A 16615-nucleotide genomic window follows, 5' to 3' on the forward strand; every position below is an offset into this window, starting at 1 on the left:
GTCTATCATTCTTTATTTTTTACGAGTGCCCTGTGCGTAAAAAGGGATGGGCGGTAGCGTACTGGATGTAACATGAAATAGTAAAGGTGTCAGTGTGAATAATCCTCTTGATGTTGTAACTCAGACGGTCAACTCGTTACTGACTGCACTCAAACTGCCTGATGAATCTGCGCAGGCAAATCAGATTCTGGCGAATCTGTCCTTTCCGCAGTTTAGCCGAATTCTGCCTTATAAAGATTATGATCCAGAAACCGGGTTATTTATTAATGCCAGTACCATTGGCTTTATGCTGGAGGCACAACCGCTCGCCGGCGCCAATGAGCAGGTAGTATTGGCCCTGGAAAGTCTGTTACGCACCAAAATGCCACGCGGCATCCCGTTGTCAATTCACCTGATGTCCAGCAAGCAAGTTGGGGCGATGGTGGACTACGGGCTACGCGAGTTCTCCTGGTCGGGGCCACAGGCCGACAAGTTTAACGCCATTACCCGCGCCTACTATTTGCGTGCGGCCGAGCAACGCTTCTCATTACCTGAAGGACTGGACCTGCCACTCACCCTGCGAAATTACCGGGTATTTATCTCCTGTTGTGTACCCAGCAAGAAAAAAAGCAAAGCCGATATGATTGAGCTGGAGAACAAGGTCAAGGTTATCCGGGCATCACTCCAGGGGGCTCGTATCTATACCCAGCCTGTCGATGCTCAGGCGTTTATCAATATTGTCAGGGAGATGATTAACCACAACCCAAGCCAGTTATACCCCAATGATCGACCATTAGATCCCTATATCGACCTGAACTACCAATGTGTGGATGACTCCTTTGATCTGAAGGTGAAAGCCGAAAGCCTGACCATCGGTTTACGCAATGGCCGTAGCCAAAAAACCAGTACGGCCCAGATACTGAATTTTCAGCTGGAGCGTAACCCGGAGATGGCCTTCTTATGGAGTAATGCGGATAACTACAGCAATCTGCTTAACCCGGAGCTGTCCATATCCTGCCCGTTCATCCTGACGCTGACCCTGATGGTGGAAGATCAGGTGAAAGCCCACCAAGAGGCCAATCTGAAGTTTCTGGACTGTGAGAAAAAGTCAAAAACCTCCTATGGCAAGTTCTTCCCTGGGGTGGAGAAGCAGGCAAAAGAGTGGGGTGAGCTGCGTCAGCGCTTGAGCAGTAACCAGTCCGCAATCGTCTCCTATTTCCTGAATCTGACGGCCTTTTGTGAAGACGATAACGAGAAGGCCCTGGACTACGAGCAGGATATCCTTAACAGCTACCGTAAAAACGGGATCGAGCTCATCTCACCACGCTTTAACCAGCTGCGTAATTTTCTCACCGCCTTGCCCTTTAAGGCGGGAGAGGGACTCTTCAAAGAGCTTCAGGCTGCCGGGGTGGTTCACCGTGCCGAATCATTCAATGTGGCCAATCTGATGCCGCTGGTCGCGGATCATCCGCTCGCCCCCTCTGGCTTATTGGCACCGACATATCGTGGCCAGTTGGCCTTTATCGACCTGTTCTACGACAAGATGGACAACACCAACTTCAACATGGCGGTATGCGGGACGTCGGGTGCCGGGAAAACCGGATTGATTCAACCGTTGATCCGCAGTGTGTTGGATAGCGGCGGTTTCGCCTGGGTATTTGATATGGGGGATGGCTACAAGTCATTGTGCGAGAACATGGGCGGCGTTTACCTCGATGGCGACACCCTGAAGTTCAACCCCTTTGCCAACGTGCAAGACATTGACCTGTCTGCCGAGCGTATCCGCGACCAGTTATCGGTGATGGCCAGCCCGAACGGCAACCTGGATGAGGTGCATGAGGGGCTGTTGATGCAGGCGGTGAAAGCGGCGTGGCTGAGCAAAAAAAACCGGGCGCGTATTGATGATGTGGTGAATTTCCTGAGTGATGCCCGCAACAGTGAGCAATACCGGGATTCACCGACCATTCGTAGCCGCCTGGACGAGATGATTATCCTGCTGGATCAGTATACGGCAGCGGGGATTTATGGTGAGTATTTCAACTCCGATGAGCCGTCGCTGCATGATGATGCCCGCATGGTGGTGTTGGAGCTGGGTGGTCTGGAAAGCCGTCCCTCGCTGCTGATTGCGGTGATGTTCTCGCTCATTATCTATATCGAGAACCGCATGTACCACTCCCCACGCAGCCTGAAAAAACTGAACGTTATCGATGAAGGCTGGAAGCTGTTGGACTTCAAGAATGAAAAAGTCGGGACGTTTATCGAAAAGGGCTACCGGACAGCCCGGCGCCACAATGGCTCCTACATCACCATTACCCAAAACATCGTCGATTTCGACTCCCCGGAGGCCTCCAGCGCGGCCCGCGCCGCCTGGGGCAACTCCTCTTACAAAATCATTCTGAAGCAGAGTACGAAATCCTTTACCAAATACAACCAGCTTTATCCCGATCAGTTCAACCGGTTTGAGAAAGACATGATCGGTAAATTCGGCTCCGCCAAAGAGCAATGGTTCAGTTCGTTCATGTTATCGGTGGAAGCCTACTCCTCCTGGCACCGGTTGTTTGTCGATCCACTCAGTCGCGCCATGTACTCCTCAAGAGGCGTGGACTTCGAGTTTATCCAGCAAAAACGCCGGGAGGGGGTGGGTATCCATGATGCGGTCTATGCGCTGGCCTGCCGCAACTTTCCCCAGGAGATGGCCAGCCTTGAAGCCTGGATAGCTGAACATCAGCAGGAGGAAGCATGACAACGTCACCAATAACGTCACAACGGAAACGCCGCCTGGGGTGGGGCGTGTTGTTTGCCAGCCTGCTGTTGGCCAATGCGGCCATTTCCTGGGGCATTGGTCATTACAGCGCACCGCGTGCCGTGGCCTTTGATATGAAGCAAACCGTCGATGCGTTTTTTGATAGCGCCAGTCAGAAGACACTCTCGGAAGCGCAAACCCGGGCGCTATCAGCACGCTTTAATGCGGCCCTGGAGCAAAGCCTGCAAACCTATCAACGACAGCACCATGTGCTGATCCTGGTCGCGCCGGCGGTGGTGCAGGGGGCGCCCGATATCACCCGGGTTATCCAGCAAGATATTGCACGTCGTATGCGGGAGGCGGGGTAATATGCGCCGGCGTTGGGGATGGTTAGGGATCTGTTGGGTTGCCCAGGTGGCCTGTGCGGCCGATTTGGGTACCTGGGGCGATCTGTATCCGGTTGCCGAGCAGGATATGCTGACGCTGATCACCCAGCGTCTGGCACAGCTACAGAAGTCGGGAGCCTGGGATAAGGAGATGCAGGCTTTCAAGAAGCGGGTGATTACACATAGCCAGCGTCCGGTACCTGTCGAGGGGATCACCACGGCGACACACTATGCCTCACGCTACTTCGACCCGAGCGTGCAGCTCTCTGAGGATCTGCGTGATGACCAGGGGCGGCTATTTGCCCGGCGGGGGGAGGTGATTAACCCGCTAAAGACGGTGCCGTTCATGCAGACGCTTTACTTTATCGATGCTGACTCACCGGCGCAGGTGGCCTGGATGAAGCGGCAGAAGCCCGCCACGCTGTTATTCAAGATTATTCTGGTCAAGGGGGATATCCCCGCCGCCTCGGTGGCCCTGGATAGCCGGGTCTATTTCGACCAGAACGGAGCATTATGCCAACGCCTGGGGATCACCTCGGTACCGGCGCGTGTGACGCCCGCACCCAGTGGGTTACGGCTGCATATTGAAACCTTTGCACCCGAGGACACTGCCCAATGAACCCCATTTACAAGCGCGTCGGTGCGGCGTTGGTCATTCTGGCGGCGGCCTGGCTACCGGTCGCACCGGCACAGGCCGATGCCAGCTGCGAAGGGCATTTTGTCAACCCGATCACCGATGTGTGCTGGAAGTGTATTTTCCCCCTATCGATTGGCAGCATCAAAGTCGGAGGCAGTGGGGAGGCACCTGATACGGCTAACCCCGGCTCGCCCCTGCAATTTTGTCCCGCACCCCCGCCGATTTTTATCCGTCCTGGATTGGCGATTGGTTATTGGGAGCCCATGGCCTTGACCGATGTCACCCGCTCTCCGGGCTGCATGGTGAACCTGGGCGGATTCAGTATCAACCTCGGTAAGACCGGGACCGGTACCGCGGGGCAGAGCGATAAGGATGTGGCGGGGGCGTTCTATCATGTGCACTGGTACAAATACCCGTTGACCTATTGGCTGAACATCATCACCTCTGTGGGATGCCTGGAGGGCGGTGATCTCGATATTGCCTACCTGAGCGAGATTGATCCGACCTGGGTGGACAGCAGTCTCACGACCATCCTGAACCCGGAAGCGGTGATTTTTGCCAACCCGCTGGCACAAGGCGCCTGTGCGGCCGATGCGTTGGCCAGTGCATTCCATCTTCCCCTCGATCCGCTGTTTTGGTGCGCTGGCGCCCAGGGCTCGATGTATCCCTTTAATGGTTGGGTCAGTAATGAGTTCAGTCCGTTGCAGTCCTCGGTGCTGGTCAGTGAGCGGATGGCCTTCAAGCTGCATCGGCAAGGGCAGATTATGGAGAGCATCGGTAAGGATAAGGCGGTCTGCTATGAATACCCCACCCCCATTATCCCGAAGGAGCGCTGGCGCTATCAGATGGTCAATATGTATCCGGATAGCGCGCGTTGTCACCCGATGGGCCGCAGCGTCATGCGGTGGGAGGCCGGGCATAACGCCCCAAACAGCAAGAAGAATTTCGGCTACCTGATGTGGCGTAAACGTAACTGTGTTTTCCTCTAAGGAGTATCGCGTGAATTTACGACAAACGGCGTTGGCCGCGCTGATTGCCCCCCTTGCAGCCATCGCGTCACCCAATACCAGCGTACAGCTAGATACCTCGGCCATGGCATCAAGAGCACCGTCAGAGGCCGATCGCCAGTGGTTAAAACAGCAGGAGGATTTCGCTCAGCGTCTACGGGAAACGCCACATTCTGAGCTGGAGCAGTGGTTAAAAAAACAGGTTCGGGACAATCCATTGGATGCCGGCAATCGCCGCTATCTGGAGAGCCTGGTGCAACAACAACAGCGTACCGGGGAGAAAACGGCAGCTGGTGCCCTCTATTTTGTGTCGTTCTCGATCCCCGAGACAGGGCTCAAGCGCATGCTGCAAGAGGCAGGGCGCTATGCCATTCCGGTGACGTTACGCGGCCTGGTGAATAACGACATGAAACAGACCGTCACGGCCGTGACGCAGCTGGTTCAGGCTGGGGCGACACAGGGCGTACAGATCGACCCGACACTCTATCAGCGTTATCACATTACCAGCGTACCGGCGCTGGTCGTGCGTTGCGAGCAGGGCTTTGATGTGATCCGGGGCAATCTGCGGCTGGATTTAGCGCTGCAGAAAGTGGTGGAGCAAGGGACCTGTGCTGGCGAGGCGCAGCAGATTTTGCAGCAGGAGGGGCATCATGGCTAAGGGAGCAGCATGGCGATGCCGATTAGGCGCGTTAACCTTAATCGGCGTTGTGATGACAGCGTGGGCCGATGGCCAAACCGATTACCGGGCAGGGGCTGATTTTGCCAAACAGGTACAAGGGCAAGGAGAGCGCACCCTGAAAGATTTCAACCCGGCTACAGCGATCCCCAATTATACGGCAACACCCCCTCAGCAAGCGTATTATGGTGGCGTGACGGCCTCGGATGATAGCGCACTGAAAAACCAGGGATCACAGCACTGGAGTAAAAGTGAGGTTGGCAAGGCGGTGAATGATTCGGTGCTCAATAATCCTAAAGAGCCTATCTCACCGGATGCCCCCTTTATCAAGGCAGCCCAGGATGTGGAAAAGCGGGCTGACAGTATTGTGGGCAAAGACAAGATGGCTTGTGAGGCCAAGACGGTTACACGCAGTGAGTTTACCAACTATACCTGTGAGCGGGATGTCCAGGTCGATCAATATTGTACCCGGACGGCCTCGATTGTGGGTGATTGGGTCGATTCAACGGTTGAGCAGGATATTATCATCGACTCCAGGAAATTGACCTTTACCGAGGGGAACTATCGGGCTGAGGTGCGTTTTACCGTCCCGGCAGGGATGAGCGGCGAAATCATGTGGGCAAAGCTGGCCCATAATCAGTTGGATTTTACGACGGATATGACACTTAACGTCTTGGGGACGTGGGTTTCGCTGAACTCGGGAACGCGTACGTTTTATCCTAAAGGCAGAATTTCACCGGGGCAAAAAATTACCATGTTTACTTCCCATGTTGGTATGCCCTGGATGACGGTTAATTTTTACAATCGACATAGTGGGTATTTTGTTATCACGCTGCATGTTAAAACTGGCTCAAAGGAATTTAAACCACGTATTGTCTGGACAGAAAATTGCCCCTTTGATAAGCGAGAGGGAAAACCGCTAAAACAGGAATGTATTTCCCCCGGCGGGACGCGCAGCATTCAGCGTGAGGGGAAAACCTATTCACTTCATAGTGACTGTTGGCAATATAAAGACACCTATATGACGCAACCGGCCAGTAATGGTACCTGTGATGCGTATATGAAAAATCCGGCCTGTACCCTGGCGACCCGCAAATGTGCCTTTAGCTCTGAAGAGGGAATCTGTTTGCATGAGAATGCCACCTTTTCCTGTGAAACCCGGACCAGCGGGAAGATGATGATCTGCGGAGGGGATGTATTCTGCCTCGATGGGACTTGTGACAAAACCCAAAAAGGCACGAAAGGAAATGACTTTGTTCAGGCCGTCTCCGAGCTGGCGGCGGTGGCGGCAGCCGGTAAGGATATCGCCGCGATGAATGGCATCGATGTGCGTGCCTTTACCGGCCAGCCCAAGTTTTGCAAGAAGTTTGCGGTGGGGTTCAGTAATTGCTGCACCGACTCGGGATGGGGGCAGGATTTAGGCTTGGCGCATTGCAGCAGTGAAGAAAAAGCCTTGGCCAAAGCGAAAACGAAAAAACTGACGGTGAGCGTCGGGGAGTTTTGTTCAAAGAAAGTCTTGGGTGTTTGTGTAGAAAAGAAACGGAGCTACTGTCAGTTTGACAGTATTCTGGCGAAAATAGTCCAGCAACAAGGTCGGGAATGGCAGCTGGGTGTTGGGTTCGGTGATGCTAGCGGTCCCGATTGTCGGGGGATCACCGTAGAGGAGTTACAGCGAATTAATTTTGATCGCCTGGATTTTGCTGATTTCTCTGAGGACTTAATGAAAAATCAGTCAATGCCAAATCATGATGCGTTATTAAATCGGGTGCGTGATCAGATCGCCGATAAAATGAAGCGCGTTACTAAATAAATCTCTGTTAATTTTCCATTGGAGTACGCCATGCGTGTTCTGACGCTTGTTGCTTGTTTATCATTAATCATGCCGGTGGTTTCTCTGGCGCAGGATGCGGGATGGCAGTGGTATAATGAACCGGTAAAACAGCAGGATGAAGATAAGCCTAAACCACCCTCTGAGCCAAAAATTACCCAAGACGCCAATATTATGGCTAAGTTGGCGCGATTACAGGCTGGGACAAAAGAGGCCTTATATAACGCTATCCTTTATCCAAGCGTGCCTCACTTTGTTCGTTATTTCCAGCTACAGAATTATTGGACGCAGCAGGCAGGGTTATTTTCCATGAGTGCTAAAAAAGCCATGCTTGAGCACCCGGAGCTGGATTACAACCTGAAATACAGCCACTACAACGGCACAGTTAAAAATCAGCTGGCGGCCGATTATGCCCAGCAACGCGAGGCGATCGAAAAACTCAGCCAGCATTATGGCGTGATGGTGTTTTATCGCGGGAAAGAGCCGATTGATGGCCAGTTGGCGCAGGTGATTAAAAATTTCCGCGAAACCTATCACCTCAGTGTTATTCCGGTGACCGTCGATGGCGTTGTCAGCCCCTTGTTGCCCGATACCCGTCAGGATCAGGGGCAGGCCGCCCGGCTGGGTGTGCGTTATTTCCCCGCCATGATGCTGGTCGATCCGCGTGCTGGCACCGTGAAACCGCTCTCTTATGGCTTTATCAGTCAGGACGATTTGGCCAAGCAGTTCCTGAATGTCTCGACCGATTTTAAACCCAATTTTTAAGGTGACCTGTATGCGTAAATTTCGTTTCCCTGACATTGATATTACCGGGATGTGGGTGGTGGCCGTGGGTGCCTGGTTTCATATTGTTGCCCGCCTGGTACGCAAACAGCCGGTGATGGCTATCCAGCTGGCCGAACTGATTGCCGTGGTGATGGTGATCGTGGGGGGCTACAAGATTTTGAATAAATGGCTGGCCGACATTGAGCGTAAGGAGCGTCAGCATGATGAAAATGGCGATGCGTAGTCTTGTCGTGGCACTGCTGATGGTAGGTGCCGTCCAGGCGTCGGTGCGCGATGATGTGGCGGCACTTTATAACCCGAAGGGATTGGCGACAGCCGATAAAGCCGTACCCGCAGATCCCGCGCCTGCTCGACCGGCCGCACGCTGGTACACCCTGAGTAATGGTCAGCGTGTCGATTTAAGCCAGTGGAAGGTGGTGTTATTCATGCAGGGGCACTGCCCCTACTGCCAGCGTTTTGATCCGCTGTTGAAGTCCCTCAGTGAACAGATTGGGTTATCGGTTTTTCCCTACACCATCGATGGGCAGGGGGATGAGGCCTATCCCACGGCGTTACCGGCCCCTGTGGCGGTGATGCAGGCCTTTTTTCCGGCGCCGATGCCGATCGCCACCCCGACGACATTCCTGGTGAACGTGAATACGCTGGCGACCTGGCCGCTGTTACAGGGGGCTACCGATAGTCAGGCGTTTTTAACCCGGCTTGATACGGTGTTTCAGGAAACCTTGATGGAGCGAAAACCATGACCCTGCGTAAGGTGGCTTTTTTATGCGGTGCATTATTCGGTCTGTCCTGTACGGCGACAGCGGATGTGAATAATGATATGAACAATTTCTTCAACCGCCTCGGTTTTGCGTCCAATACCAGCCAACCCCAGGTCTGGCAGGGGCAGGCAGCAGGTTATGCGTCTGGAGGCTCACTGTATGCACGCACGCAGGTAAAGCAGATACAGCTGATTTCGATGACCTTGCCGGATATTAATGCCGGCTGTGGCGGGATTGACGCTTATTTAGGGGCATTCAGTTTCATTAACGGCGAACAGCTGCAGCGTTTTGCCAAACAGATTATGTCCAATGCGGCAGGCTACTTTTTTGACCTGGCGTTGCAAACCACGGTGCCGGAGATTAAACAGGCCAAAGACTTTTTGCAGAAGATGGCCAGTGACATTAACAGCATGAACCTCAGTTCGTGCCAGGCGGCACAAGGCATTGTCGGTGGGTTATTTCCCCGGACTCAGGTCTCCCAGCAGAAGGTCTGCCAGGATATTGCTGGCGAGAGCAATATCTTTTCGGATTGGGCCGCATCACGCCAGGGATGTACTGTCGGTGGCAAGTTGGATAATGTTCGCGACAAAGCGTCGGACAAGGATAAGGAGCGTATCACCAAGAACCTGAACCTGATCTGGCATGTCCTGACTAAAAACCGCATGTTCGATGGCAACAAGGAGTTAAAGGAGTTTATCATGACCTTGACGGGCTCCTTAGTGTTTGGCCCCGATGGCGAGATCACGCCGTTACCGGCTAGAACCACCGATCGTGACCTGGTCAAGGCGATGATGGAAGGCGGAACCGCGCAAATCTACCATTGTAATGATTCCGATAAATGTCTGAAGGTCGTGCCCAATACCAATGTCACGGTCAGTCAGGACAAGGCGTTTAAGTCGCAGATCCGTAATCTGTTAGCGAGTATTCAAAATAAGGCAGTCACAGATACTCCGTTAACGGATCAGGAAAAAGGCTTTATCTCCAGTACCACTATCCCCATTTTTAAATACCTAGTCGATCCGCAGATGCTGGGTGTCTCCAACAGTTTGCTGTATCAACTGACCGACTATATCGGCTATGACATCTTGCTGCAGTACATTCAGGAGCTGATCCAACAGGCCCGTGCGTCGTTGGCGGTGAGTAATTATGACGAGGCGGCCATGGATAAAGTGATTGAGAACCTCAATCAGGCGACGCAGCAACTTGCCGCATTCCAGGCGCGAGTACAGGTTCAACAGGATGCCCTCCTGGTGATTGATCGCCAAATGAGCTATATGCGCCAGCAAGTCTCTGCCCGGATGATGACACGCTATCAGAATAACTACCACTTTAGCGGGGTACAGTGATGCTCGAGATTTATACCATTGCCGGTGGTGAATGGTTGCGCGGCACCTTTAACGCCATTGCGGCCTTTATGGGCACAGATACCTGGAAGACGCTGCAGCGAATGGGGATTTTGTTTTCTGTCCTGGCGGTGGCAATCAGCTGGGTTCGTCGGCACAATGTGATGGATATGTTGGGTTGGGCCGTGTCTCTTACGGTGATCTGGATGATGGTGGGGATACGTTCGCCCATTCAGATTATCGATACCAGTGATATGACGCGTGTTTATCAGGTCGATAATGTCCCGGTGGGATTAGCGTTACCGGCTTCCCTGACAACGCGTATCGGCCATGCCTTGGTACGAGGGTATGAGATGGTCTTTGCCCTGCCCGACAGTGTGACCTACAGTAAGACGGGGATGTTGTTTGGGGCGAATCTGGTGGCGCGTAGCACGGATTTCTTATCCCGTAATCCTGAAATGACCAATCTGTTTACGGATTATGTGCAGAACTGTGTGATGGGGGATATTTTCCTTAATCACAAATACACTTTCGAAGATTTAATGAGTTCGGCAGAACCGTATACGCTTATTTTTTCCAAACCAAGCCCGCTACGGGGTGTTTTTGACAAGAATAATAATTTCCATACCTGTGCTGAGGCCGCCGTTGACCTTAAACGGATGTTAGCACTCGATACCCAAAATGGGGGTAAAACCTGGCACTATTATGTTCGGCAACTGTTTGGTGGCCGTCCTAATCCTGACTTGCTGTTTAGTCAATTGATCGGCGATAGCTATAATTATTTTTACGGATCATCAAAAAATGCGGCACAGATATTGCGCCAGAATGTCACCCTGAATGCATTACGGGGTGGGATTGTCAGCTATGCCGCGCGTAATGGCGATACCGCCAGTCTGATGAATATCGCTACGACTTCCTCACTGGAAAAACAACGTCTGGCGCATGCGTCTGTCGGCCAGGTTGCATTACGATCACTGCCCATGATGCAGGTTATTATCATGGGAATACTGATTGGGTTATTCCCAGTAATGATGATTGCAGGGATGTTTAATATGATAACCATGACGGTGCTCAAAGGTTATCTATTTACTTTTATGTGGCTACAGACATGGCCGTTATTATATGCCATACTCAATAGTGCAATGACCTATTATGCAAAACAGAATGGTGTGCCGATTGTATTATCTGAGCTGTCACAGGTGCAGGTGAAATATTCTGATATCGCCACGACTGCCGGGTATATCTCGATGATGATCCCGTTCCTCTCCTGGAAAATGGTCATGGGTTTGGGACAGGTGTTTTCAAGTATCAGCTCATCCTTGGGGTCAGCCTCGCTCAGTTCGACAACCTCCGCCTCATCCAGTGCTGTTGATGGTAATTATGCGTTTGGCAATATGCAGACGGAAAACGTCAACGGTTATAGCTGGAATACCAATAGCTCTACGTCGTTTGGGCAAATGACCCATCAAACCGGCGCAGGGGGAACGGCAACACAAACGCGGGATGGCAATATGGTTTATGACAGCAGTAGCGCCATGTCGAAACTGCCGGTCGATATTAATGTGACGCGGCAGATTGCCAGTGCGCAACAGCAAATGGCGCGCGAGTCGGCGGTACAGGCCGAAAGTGCATTGCATGGCTATACCAACAGTGTGAACAGTGCCTGGAACAGCCTGAAACAGTTTGGCTCCAATATGGGAAGTAGCAGCAGTTATGTCAGTGGCGCAGATAACTCCCAAAATACCCAGGAGTCAATGATGCGTGGCCAGATGTGGAATGCGGTGCAGAGCTATGCCAAGGCTAACCATATCAGTAATGAGCAGGCGTTTAATAAATTAATGGATACAACATCTCGGGGTAATGCTTCATGGGAAGTATATGGTGGAGGTAAATGGGACTCTGGTGATATGTTGGCAACCAAACTGGGTAAATGGGGTACAGGAGTCAGTGCTTATGCAGGAGGTCGGTTAAGTAAAGGCCATACATGGAGTGACGGTGAAACGAATAGTGTTACTGATGGACACCGTCAAACCAATGAGATGCGGCATGATAGCAATACTCAGGCGGCCCGCGATTTTAAAGAAAGCCTGGATTATCTCAGCAGTCACCGTACCAGTCAGTCAGGGAGCCATACTGAGAATAACGCGGCCTCACGTGTGGATCAGTTGTCTGCTTCGCTGAGTTCCGCCAAGAACAGTTACGATCAGTATACGGCCAGCAATACTCGCAGTCATGAGTATGCGGAAATGGCTTCTCGGACTGAAAGCATGAGTGGGCAGATGAGTGAAAACCTGACGCAACAGTTTGTGAGCTTTGTGCAGCAACGTGCACCAGAAAATGCGGAGGCTATCCTGACCAACACTGCGTCGCCTGAGGTTGCCGCACAGCGGGAAGAACTGGCGCGTGAGTTTGTGCATGAGCAGGTGGCACCGCGTGTTGATGGTGAGTATGCGCATGGTCGTCAACTGGCTGGGCAAGGAATGGGGGCGGTATCAGCGGGCGGTAATCAGGCTGATGTGATGGCGGACTATCAAACCAATAGTACAGCCATTGAACGTCAGACTCAGCAGGCAGATCTTCCTCATAATGTACAAGGTAAAGTCGATCATATGATCGATGAAAATCAGAATCGGCAGCATTCTGCTAAAAATGAGATCAATAATCAAACAGGTGAAGTCAAAGGGGAATATAGTCATTTAGGGCAGGAGTATAAGCAGAAACAGCGTGAACATCATGTTGGCTATCAATCAGCAAAAGAACAGAGGGATTCAATTCCCGGTGCAGATACAAAAGAGGAGCTATTAAAAAAAGCAAATAAGCTCCAGGAAGATTATGATAGAGGGCGGAAAAAATGATCACACCTATGCAGATTAAGCACGAAACAGAAGAGTTAAAGAATATTCTTTCCAATGGAGAGATGGAAATCCCCTCTATTTGGGAATGTGTCTGGCCAGGGCTTTGTTTTATGGTTTGGTTTATCTTTTGCGGATTTTTAAATGCATTTATTTTTTCGTGGCGGAATATTGTAGATAACCTGGCTGTTGGTTTTGTTGTTGGGTTAATGGTTCTGCTTTCATCATATAGTGCAAGGAGCCTTTTTTTATCAGTTCCTAAGGCATTCAGAAATAAGTCGATTTTATATTCTTTTTTGTCAAGAAAAATAAATATTTATGTTCTGTCTGGAATCGTTCTATCATTCTGTATGACACTTTTAAGTGGGGTGATGAGATTGTCACTGCCGATGATATTTATTGCCTGTGGTACTTTGTTTGCCATGTTTATGGTGCTCGATTTTGGTCGATTCCAACTGGCAGCATTCTCCAACGTTATTAGTGCCTTTAAAGATTCGAAAAACGCCTGATTTGCATCTGTGCCGCCAGTAATTCTCTGGCGGCATACTTCCTCTACGCTTGACCTTTTCGCTCTTTCTGATTAAGAGATAATATTATGAGTTTTAATGCCAAAGATATGACCCAGGGCGGTCAGATCGCCTCTATGCGTTTTCGCATGTTTGGCCAAATTGCCAATATTATTTTTTATTGTCTTTTTCTGCTTTTTTGGGTTATCGCTGCATTAACGCTGATGGCCCGCTTGTCCTGGCAGACCTTTGTTAATGGTTGCGTGTATTGGTGGTGCCAGACACTGGCTCCGATGCGCTCTTTGCTTCGGTCGCAGCCGGTTTACCATATTGAATATTATGGCCGGAAGCTCGCCTATAACGCCGAGCAAATCTTACAGGATAAATACACCATCTGGTGCGGCGAGCAGTTATGGAGCAGTTTTGTTCTGGCGGCCATTATTGGCGGTATTACCTGTCTTATTACCTTCTTTGTTGCCTCCTGGATTTTAGGCCACCAGGGGAAGAAGCAGAGTGAAGATGAAGTCACGGGTGGGCGCCAATTGACCGATAATCCGAAAGAGGTTGCGGCGATGCTAAAGCGAGATGGTCGCCAATCTGATATCCGAATCGAAAAATTGCCGTTAATTAAGGACAGTGAGATCCAGAATTTTTGCTTACATGGTACGGTCGGCTCCGGTAAATCGGAGTTTATTCGCCGCCTGATGAACCATGCCCGCCAGCGGGGCGATATGGTTATCGTCTACGACCGCTCCTGTGAATTTGTTAAAAGCTACTATGACCCCGCCAAAGATAAAATTCTCAATCCCCTTGATGTGCGTTGCGCCAATTGGGACCTGTGGCGCGAGTGTTTAACCCAGCCTGATTTCGATAACGTGGCCAACACGCTCATCCCAATGGGCAGCAGTGAAGATCCCTTCTGGCAAGGGTCGGGGCGAACCATCTTTGCTGAGGCCGCTTACCGGATGCGTAAGGACGATGATCGTAGTTACGCCAAGCTGGTTGATACTTTGCTGTCCATCAAGATCGACAAGCTCCGTGCCTACTTGCAGTCCTCGCCGGCGGCGAACCTGGTAGAAGAGAAAATTGAAAAGACCGCTATCTCCATTCGTGCCGTGCTGACCAACTATGTGAAAGCCATTCGTTACCTGCAGGGTATCGAGCGCAATGGTGAGTCTTTTACGATCCGCGACTGGATGCGCAGTGTCAGGGAAGATGGCCAGAATGGCTGGTTGTTCATTTCCTCTAACGCTGATACTCACGCCTCCCTGAAACCGGTGATCTCGATGTGGTTATCCATCGCAATCCGGGGGTTGTTGGCGATGGGCGAGAACCGCCAGCGCCGGGTATGGATTTTTGCCGATGAGCTGCCGACGCTGCATAAGCTGCCTGATTTGGTCGAAATTCTGCCGGAAGCGCGCAAATTTGGGGGCTGCTATGTCCTGGGATTCCAAGCCTATGCCCAGCTGGAAGATATCTATGGCGTCAAAGGGGCGGCCACGCTGTTTGATGTGCTCAACACTCGGGCATTTTTCCGCTCACCCAGCAAACAGATTGCCGAGTTTGCGGCGGGGGAAATCGGTGAGAAAGAGATCCAAAAAGCCAGCGAACAATACTCCTACGGTGCTGATCCGGTACGTGATGGGGTATCCGTTGGTAAGGATATGGAGCGCGTCACGCTGGTCAGTTATAGCGATATTCAGACGCTGCCGGACTTGACCTGCTTTGTCACCCTGCCTGGGCCGTATCCTGCTATTAAATTGGCGTTGAAGTACCAGTCGCGCCCCCGTATTGCTCAGGAGTTTATTCCCCGGGTGATCGATACCGATGCCGAGGCGCGTCTTAGCGCCGTATTGGCAGCACGAGAGGAGGAGGGGCGCAGTATCGATGGCTTGTTTGAAAGCGATAGCCAAGCGGATGCTGGCGTGCGGCCCTCTCAGCCTACATCTGTTGATAGCCAGCCCATCACTGTAGCACCCCGTCATACGCCAGCGACAACTGCGGCAGCCGCTGCGGTTGCTGCAGTACAAGGGGGAGCGGATACGGTAGCCGCGATGGGCGGTGGGGTTGAGCGTGATTTACAGGAATTACTGCCATCTGCTCAGTCAGAAAAGCAAGAGGCAGCGTTACCGCCCGGTATTGATGCGCAGGGTGAGATTGTTGATCCCGACGCCTATGCCGCGTGGCAAGCCGATCAGTCTTCTCATGCATTACGCGATAAGCAGCGCCTAGAGGAAGTCAACGTTAACCACAGCCATGTCGTGAGTGATGAAGAGTTGGGGGATGGTTTCTGATGTTGAGTATCTATCCAATCAATGTGACCAGTATGACTGAGAATACTGCCCGAGTGCTGGCTATGCCGAGTGGCCGGTTACACCCAATCTTCAACTCTCAGCCCGGAGACATGCATAAACTCGCGGGTATTATTGGTGACGAGGATCAATCCCTGGCTACGAGCGTGGCCTGCGATCATCTGATCATAAGGGCCAATCGGTTGACCCAGCCTGGCTTGCTCTGCGCGCAGCTGACCGGAGTGAGCGGCTGCCGGGGCGTCGTAGTTCAATACAGTCAAGCGGGCAATAAATCCTTCAATAACCGCCAGATTACGCTCAGGGGCTTGGCTTTTCTCCGCACCATAGATCAGCTCCATCAGGGTAATCGCGCTGATACACATCTGATTATGGTGCAGGTTAAATTTCTCTCGAACCTGGGCGGGTTTGTTTTTCAGTGTGAAGATGCAAATGTTGGTATCCAGCATGTATTTCAGCATCAGAAATCCTCACGCTCCTGTCCCTGCGGCTGCTCTCTGCTAGCCATAAAATCCGCACTGACGCCTTCACCCTCAAACCAGTTATCCCAGGATTCGCCTGCGGGCGCAATGATGCGGGTTCGTCCAACGGCAACCACATCGACCCGTTTGACATCACCGGGCAATGCAACGGCCTTTGGCAATCTGACAGCCTGGCTGCGGTTGCTGAGAAAAACGGTCGTTTCCATCGTACACCTCCGCATGGATATATCTCATGTATATCCACTATGGTGCATCTCTTTGGATATGTCAAAGGGATATACGTGGCGGGGGATTGATCGCATTCAGAGAGGGCTGCCATC

The 16615-nt window shown here is 51.8% G+C and carries 15 protein-coding genes; 13 read left to right on the plus strand and 2 right to left on the minus strand.

Translation table 11 applies throughout. The features are described from left to right. Positions 1 to 94 precede the first annotated feature (94 nt). The 13 genes from traC to traD all read left to right on the plus strand — a co-directional run bounded on the left by traC (position 95) and on the right by traD (position 15798). Positions 95 to 2722, plus strand: coding sequence for a type IV secretion system protein TraC (gene traC / locus ACEQFP_RS15055; RefSeq protein ID WP_068872081.1), 2628 nt, complete (start codon positions 95 to 97; stop codon positions 2720 to 2722). Then, positions 2719 to 3090, plus strand: coding sequence for a type-F conjugative transfer system protein TrbI (trbI, locus tag ACEQFP_RS15060; RefSeq protein WP_068872079.1), 372 nt, complete (start codon positions 2719 to 2721; stop codon positions 3088 to 3090). Before traC ends, trbI begins: the two co-directional genes overlap by 4 nt. Position 3091: 1 nt before the next feature. Next, on the plus strand, positions 3092 to 3727 hold the full coding sequence (gene traW / locus ACEQFP_RS15065; protein WP_068872077.1) for a type-F conjugative transfer system protein TraW: 636 nt from the start codon (positions 3092 to 3094) through the stop codon (positions 3725 to 3727). Then, positions 3724 to 4734, plus strand: a complete 1011-nt coding sequence (gene traU, locus ACEQFP_RS15070; protein WP_068872076.1) for a conjugal transfer pilus assembly protein TraU — start codon at positions 3724 to 3726, stop codon at positions 4732 to 4734. The genes traW and traU overlap by 4 nt, the downstream gene beginning before the upstream one ends. A 10-nt stretch (positions 4735 to 4744) precedes the next feature. Beyond that, positions 4745 to 5410: a type-F conjugative transfer system pilin assembly protein TrbC gene (trbC, locus tag ACEQFP_RS15075; protein ID WP_254654781.1), complete on the plus strand. Its 666-nt coding sequence runs from the start codon at positions 4745 to 4747 to the stop codon at positions 5408 to 5410. Next, on the plus strand, positions 5403 to 7238 hold the full coding sequence (gene traN / locus ACEQFP_RS15080) for a type-F conjugative transfer system mating-pair stabilization protein TraN (RefSeq protein WP_370546697.1): 1836 nt from the start codon (positions 5403 to 5405) through the stop codon (positions 7236 to 7238). Before trbC ends, traN begins: the two co-directional genes overlap by 8 nt. Before the next feature lie 30 nt (positions 7239 to 7268). Beyond that, a complete protein-coding gene (gene traF / locus ACEQFP_RS15085; RefSeq protein ID WP_068872074.1) occupies positions 7269 to 8021 on the plus strand; it encodes a type-F conjugative transfer system pilin assembly protein TraF in 753 nt (250 codons plus the stop codon). Positions 8022 to 8031: 10 nt separating this feature from the next. After that, positions 8032 to 8265, plus strand: coding sequence for a type-F conjugative transfer system pilin chaperone TraQ (traQ, locus tag ACEQFP_RS15090; protein ID WP_068872072.1), 234 nt, complete (start codon positions 8032 to 8034; stop codon positions 8263 to 8265). Then, positions 8246 to 8785, plus strand: a complete 540-nt coding sequence (gene trbB, locus ACEQFP_RS15095) for a type-F conjugative transfer system pilin assembly thiol-disulfide isomerase TrbB (protein WP_068872140.1) — start codon at positions 8246 to 8248, stop codon at positions 8783 to 8785. The genes traQ and trbB overlap by 20 nt, the downstream gene beginning before the upstream one ends. Then, a complete protein-coding gene (gene traH, locus ACEQFP_RS15100) occupies positions 8782 to 10149 on the plus strand; it encodes a conjugal transfer pilus assembly protein TraH (RefSeq protein ID WP_068872070.1) in 1368 nt (455 codons plus the stop codon). Before trbB ends, traH begins: the two co-directional genes overlap by 4 nt. Further along, positions 10149 to 13001 carry a conjugal transfer mating-pair stabilization protein TraG gene (gene traG, locus ACEQFP_RS15105; protein ID WP_068872068.1) on the plus strand — a complete coding sequence of 951 codons (2853 nt, stop codon included), beginning with the start codon at positions 10149 to 10151 and terminating at the stop codon, positions 12999 to 13001. The genes traH and traG overlap by 1 nt, the downstream gene beginning before the upstream one ends. A gap of 8 nt (positions 13002 to 13009) precedes the next feature. Then, positions 13010 to 13507 (plus strand): conjugal transfer protein TraS, encoded by a 498-nt coding sequence (locus ACEQFP_RS15110; protein ID WP_139108605.1) that lies wholly within the window; start codon positions 13010 to 13012, stop codon positions 13505 to 13507. An 86-nt stretch (positions 13508 to 13593) separates the two neighbouring features. Beyond that, a complete protein-coding gene (traD, locus tag ACEQFP_RS15115) occupies positions 13594 to 15798 on the plus strand; it encodes a type IV conjugative transfer system coupling protein TraD (protein WP_370546704.1) in 2205 nt (734 codons plus the stop codon). A 77-nt stretch (positions 15799 to 15875) separates the two neighbouring features. Here the strand turns inward: traD and vapC are convergent, their stop codons facing one another. Continuing rightward, the gene (vapC, locus tag ACEQFP_RS15120) at positions 15876 to 16274 is read right to left on the minus strand and encodes a tRNA(fMet)-specific endonuclease VapC (protein ID WP_068872236.1); all 399 of its coding nucleotides are present in this window, start codon (positions 16272 to 16274) and stop codon (positions 15876 to 15878) included. Further along, on the minus strand, positions 16274 to 16501 hold the full coding sequence (vapB, locus tag ACEQFP_RS15125; protein WP_068872245.1) for a type II toxin-antitoxin system VapB family antitoxin: 228 nt from the start codon (positions 16499 to 16501) through the stop codon (positions 16274 to 16276). Before vapB ends, vapC begins: the two co-directional genes overlap by 1 nt. Between the last annotated feature and the right edge of the window lie 114 nt (positions 16502 to 16615).

The organism is Edwardsiella sp. A.80236, assembly GCF_044540725.1.
In the GTDB taxonomy this organism is placed as follows: Bacteria; Pseudomonadota; Gammaproteobacteria; order Enterobacterales; family Enterobacteriaceae; genus Edwardsiella; species Edwardsiella tarda.

Excerpts from the sequence above, each read along its gene's own strand:
- trbI (WP_068872079.1), top strand. The coding sequence starts at position 2,719 with ATGACAACGTCACCAATAACGTCACAACGGAAACGCCGCCTGGGGTGG.
- traW (WP_068872077.1), top strand. The coding sequence starts at position 3,092 with ATGCGCCGGCGTTGGGGATGGTTAGGGATCTGTTGGGTTGCCCAGGTG.
- traU (WP_068872076.1), top strand. The coding sequence starts at position 3,724 with ATGAACCCCATTTACAAGCGCGTCGGTGCGGCGTTGGTCATTCTGGCG.
- traN (WP_370546697.1), top strand. The coding sequence starts at position 5,403 with ATGGCTAAGGGAGCAGCATGGCGATGCCGATTAGGCGCGTTAACCTTA.
- traF (WP_068872074.1), top strand. The coding sequence starts at position 7,269 with ATGCGTGTTCTGACGCTTGTTGCTTGTTTATCATTAATCATGCCGGTG.
- traQ (WP_068872072.1), top strand. The coding sequence starts at position 8,032 with ATGCGTAAATTTCGTTTCCCTGACATTGATATTACCGGGATGTGGGTG.
- trbB (WP_068872140.1), top strand. The coding sequence starts at position 8,246 with ATGAAAATGGCGATGCGTAGTCTTGTCGTGGCACTGCTGATGGTAGGT.
- traH (WP_068872070.1), top strand. The coding sequence starts at position 8,782 with ATGACCCTGCGTAAGGTGGCTTTTTTATGCGGTGCATTATTCGGTCTG.
- traG (WP_068872068.1), top strand. The coding sequence starts at position 10,149 with ATGCTCGAGATTTATACCATTGCCGGTGGTGAATGGTTGCGCGGCACC.
- ACEQFP_RS15110 (WP_139108605.1), top strand. The coding sequence starts at position 13,010 with ATGCAGATTAAGCACGAAACAGAAGAGTTAAAGAATATTCTTTCCAAT.
- traD (WP_370546704.1), top strand. The coding sequence starts at position 13,594 with ATGAGTTTTAATGCCAAAGATATGACCCAGGGCGGTCAGATCGCCTCT.
- vapC (WP_068872236.1), bottom strand. The coding sequence starts at position 16,274 with ATGCTGAAATACATGCTGGATACCAACATTTGCATCTTCACACTGAAA.
- vapB (WP_068872245.1), bottom strand. The coding sequence starts at position 16,501 with ATGGAAACGACCGTTTTTCTCAGCAACCGCAGCCAGGCTGTCAGATTG.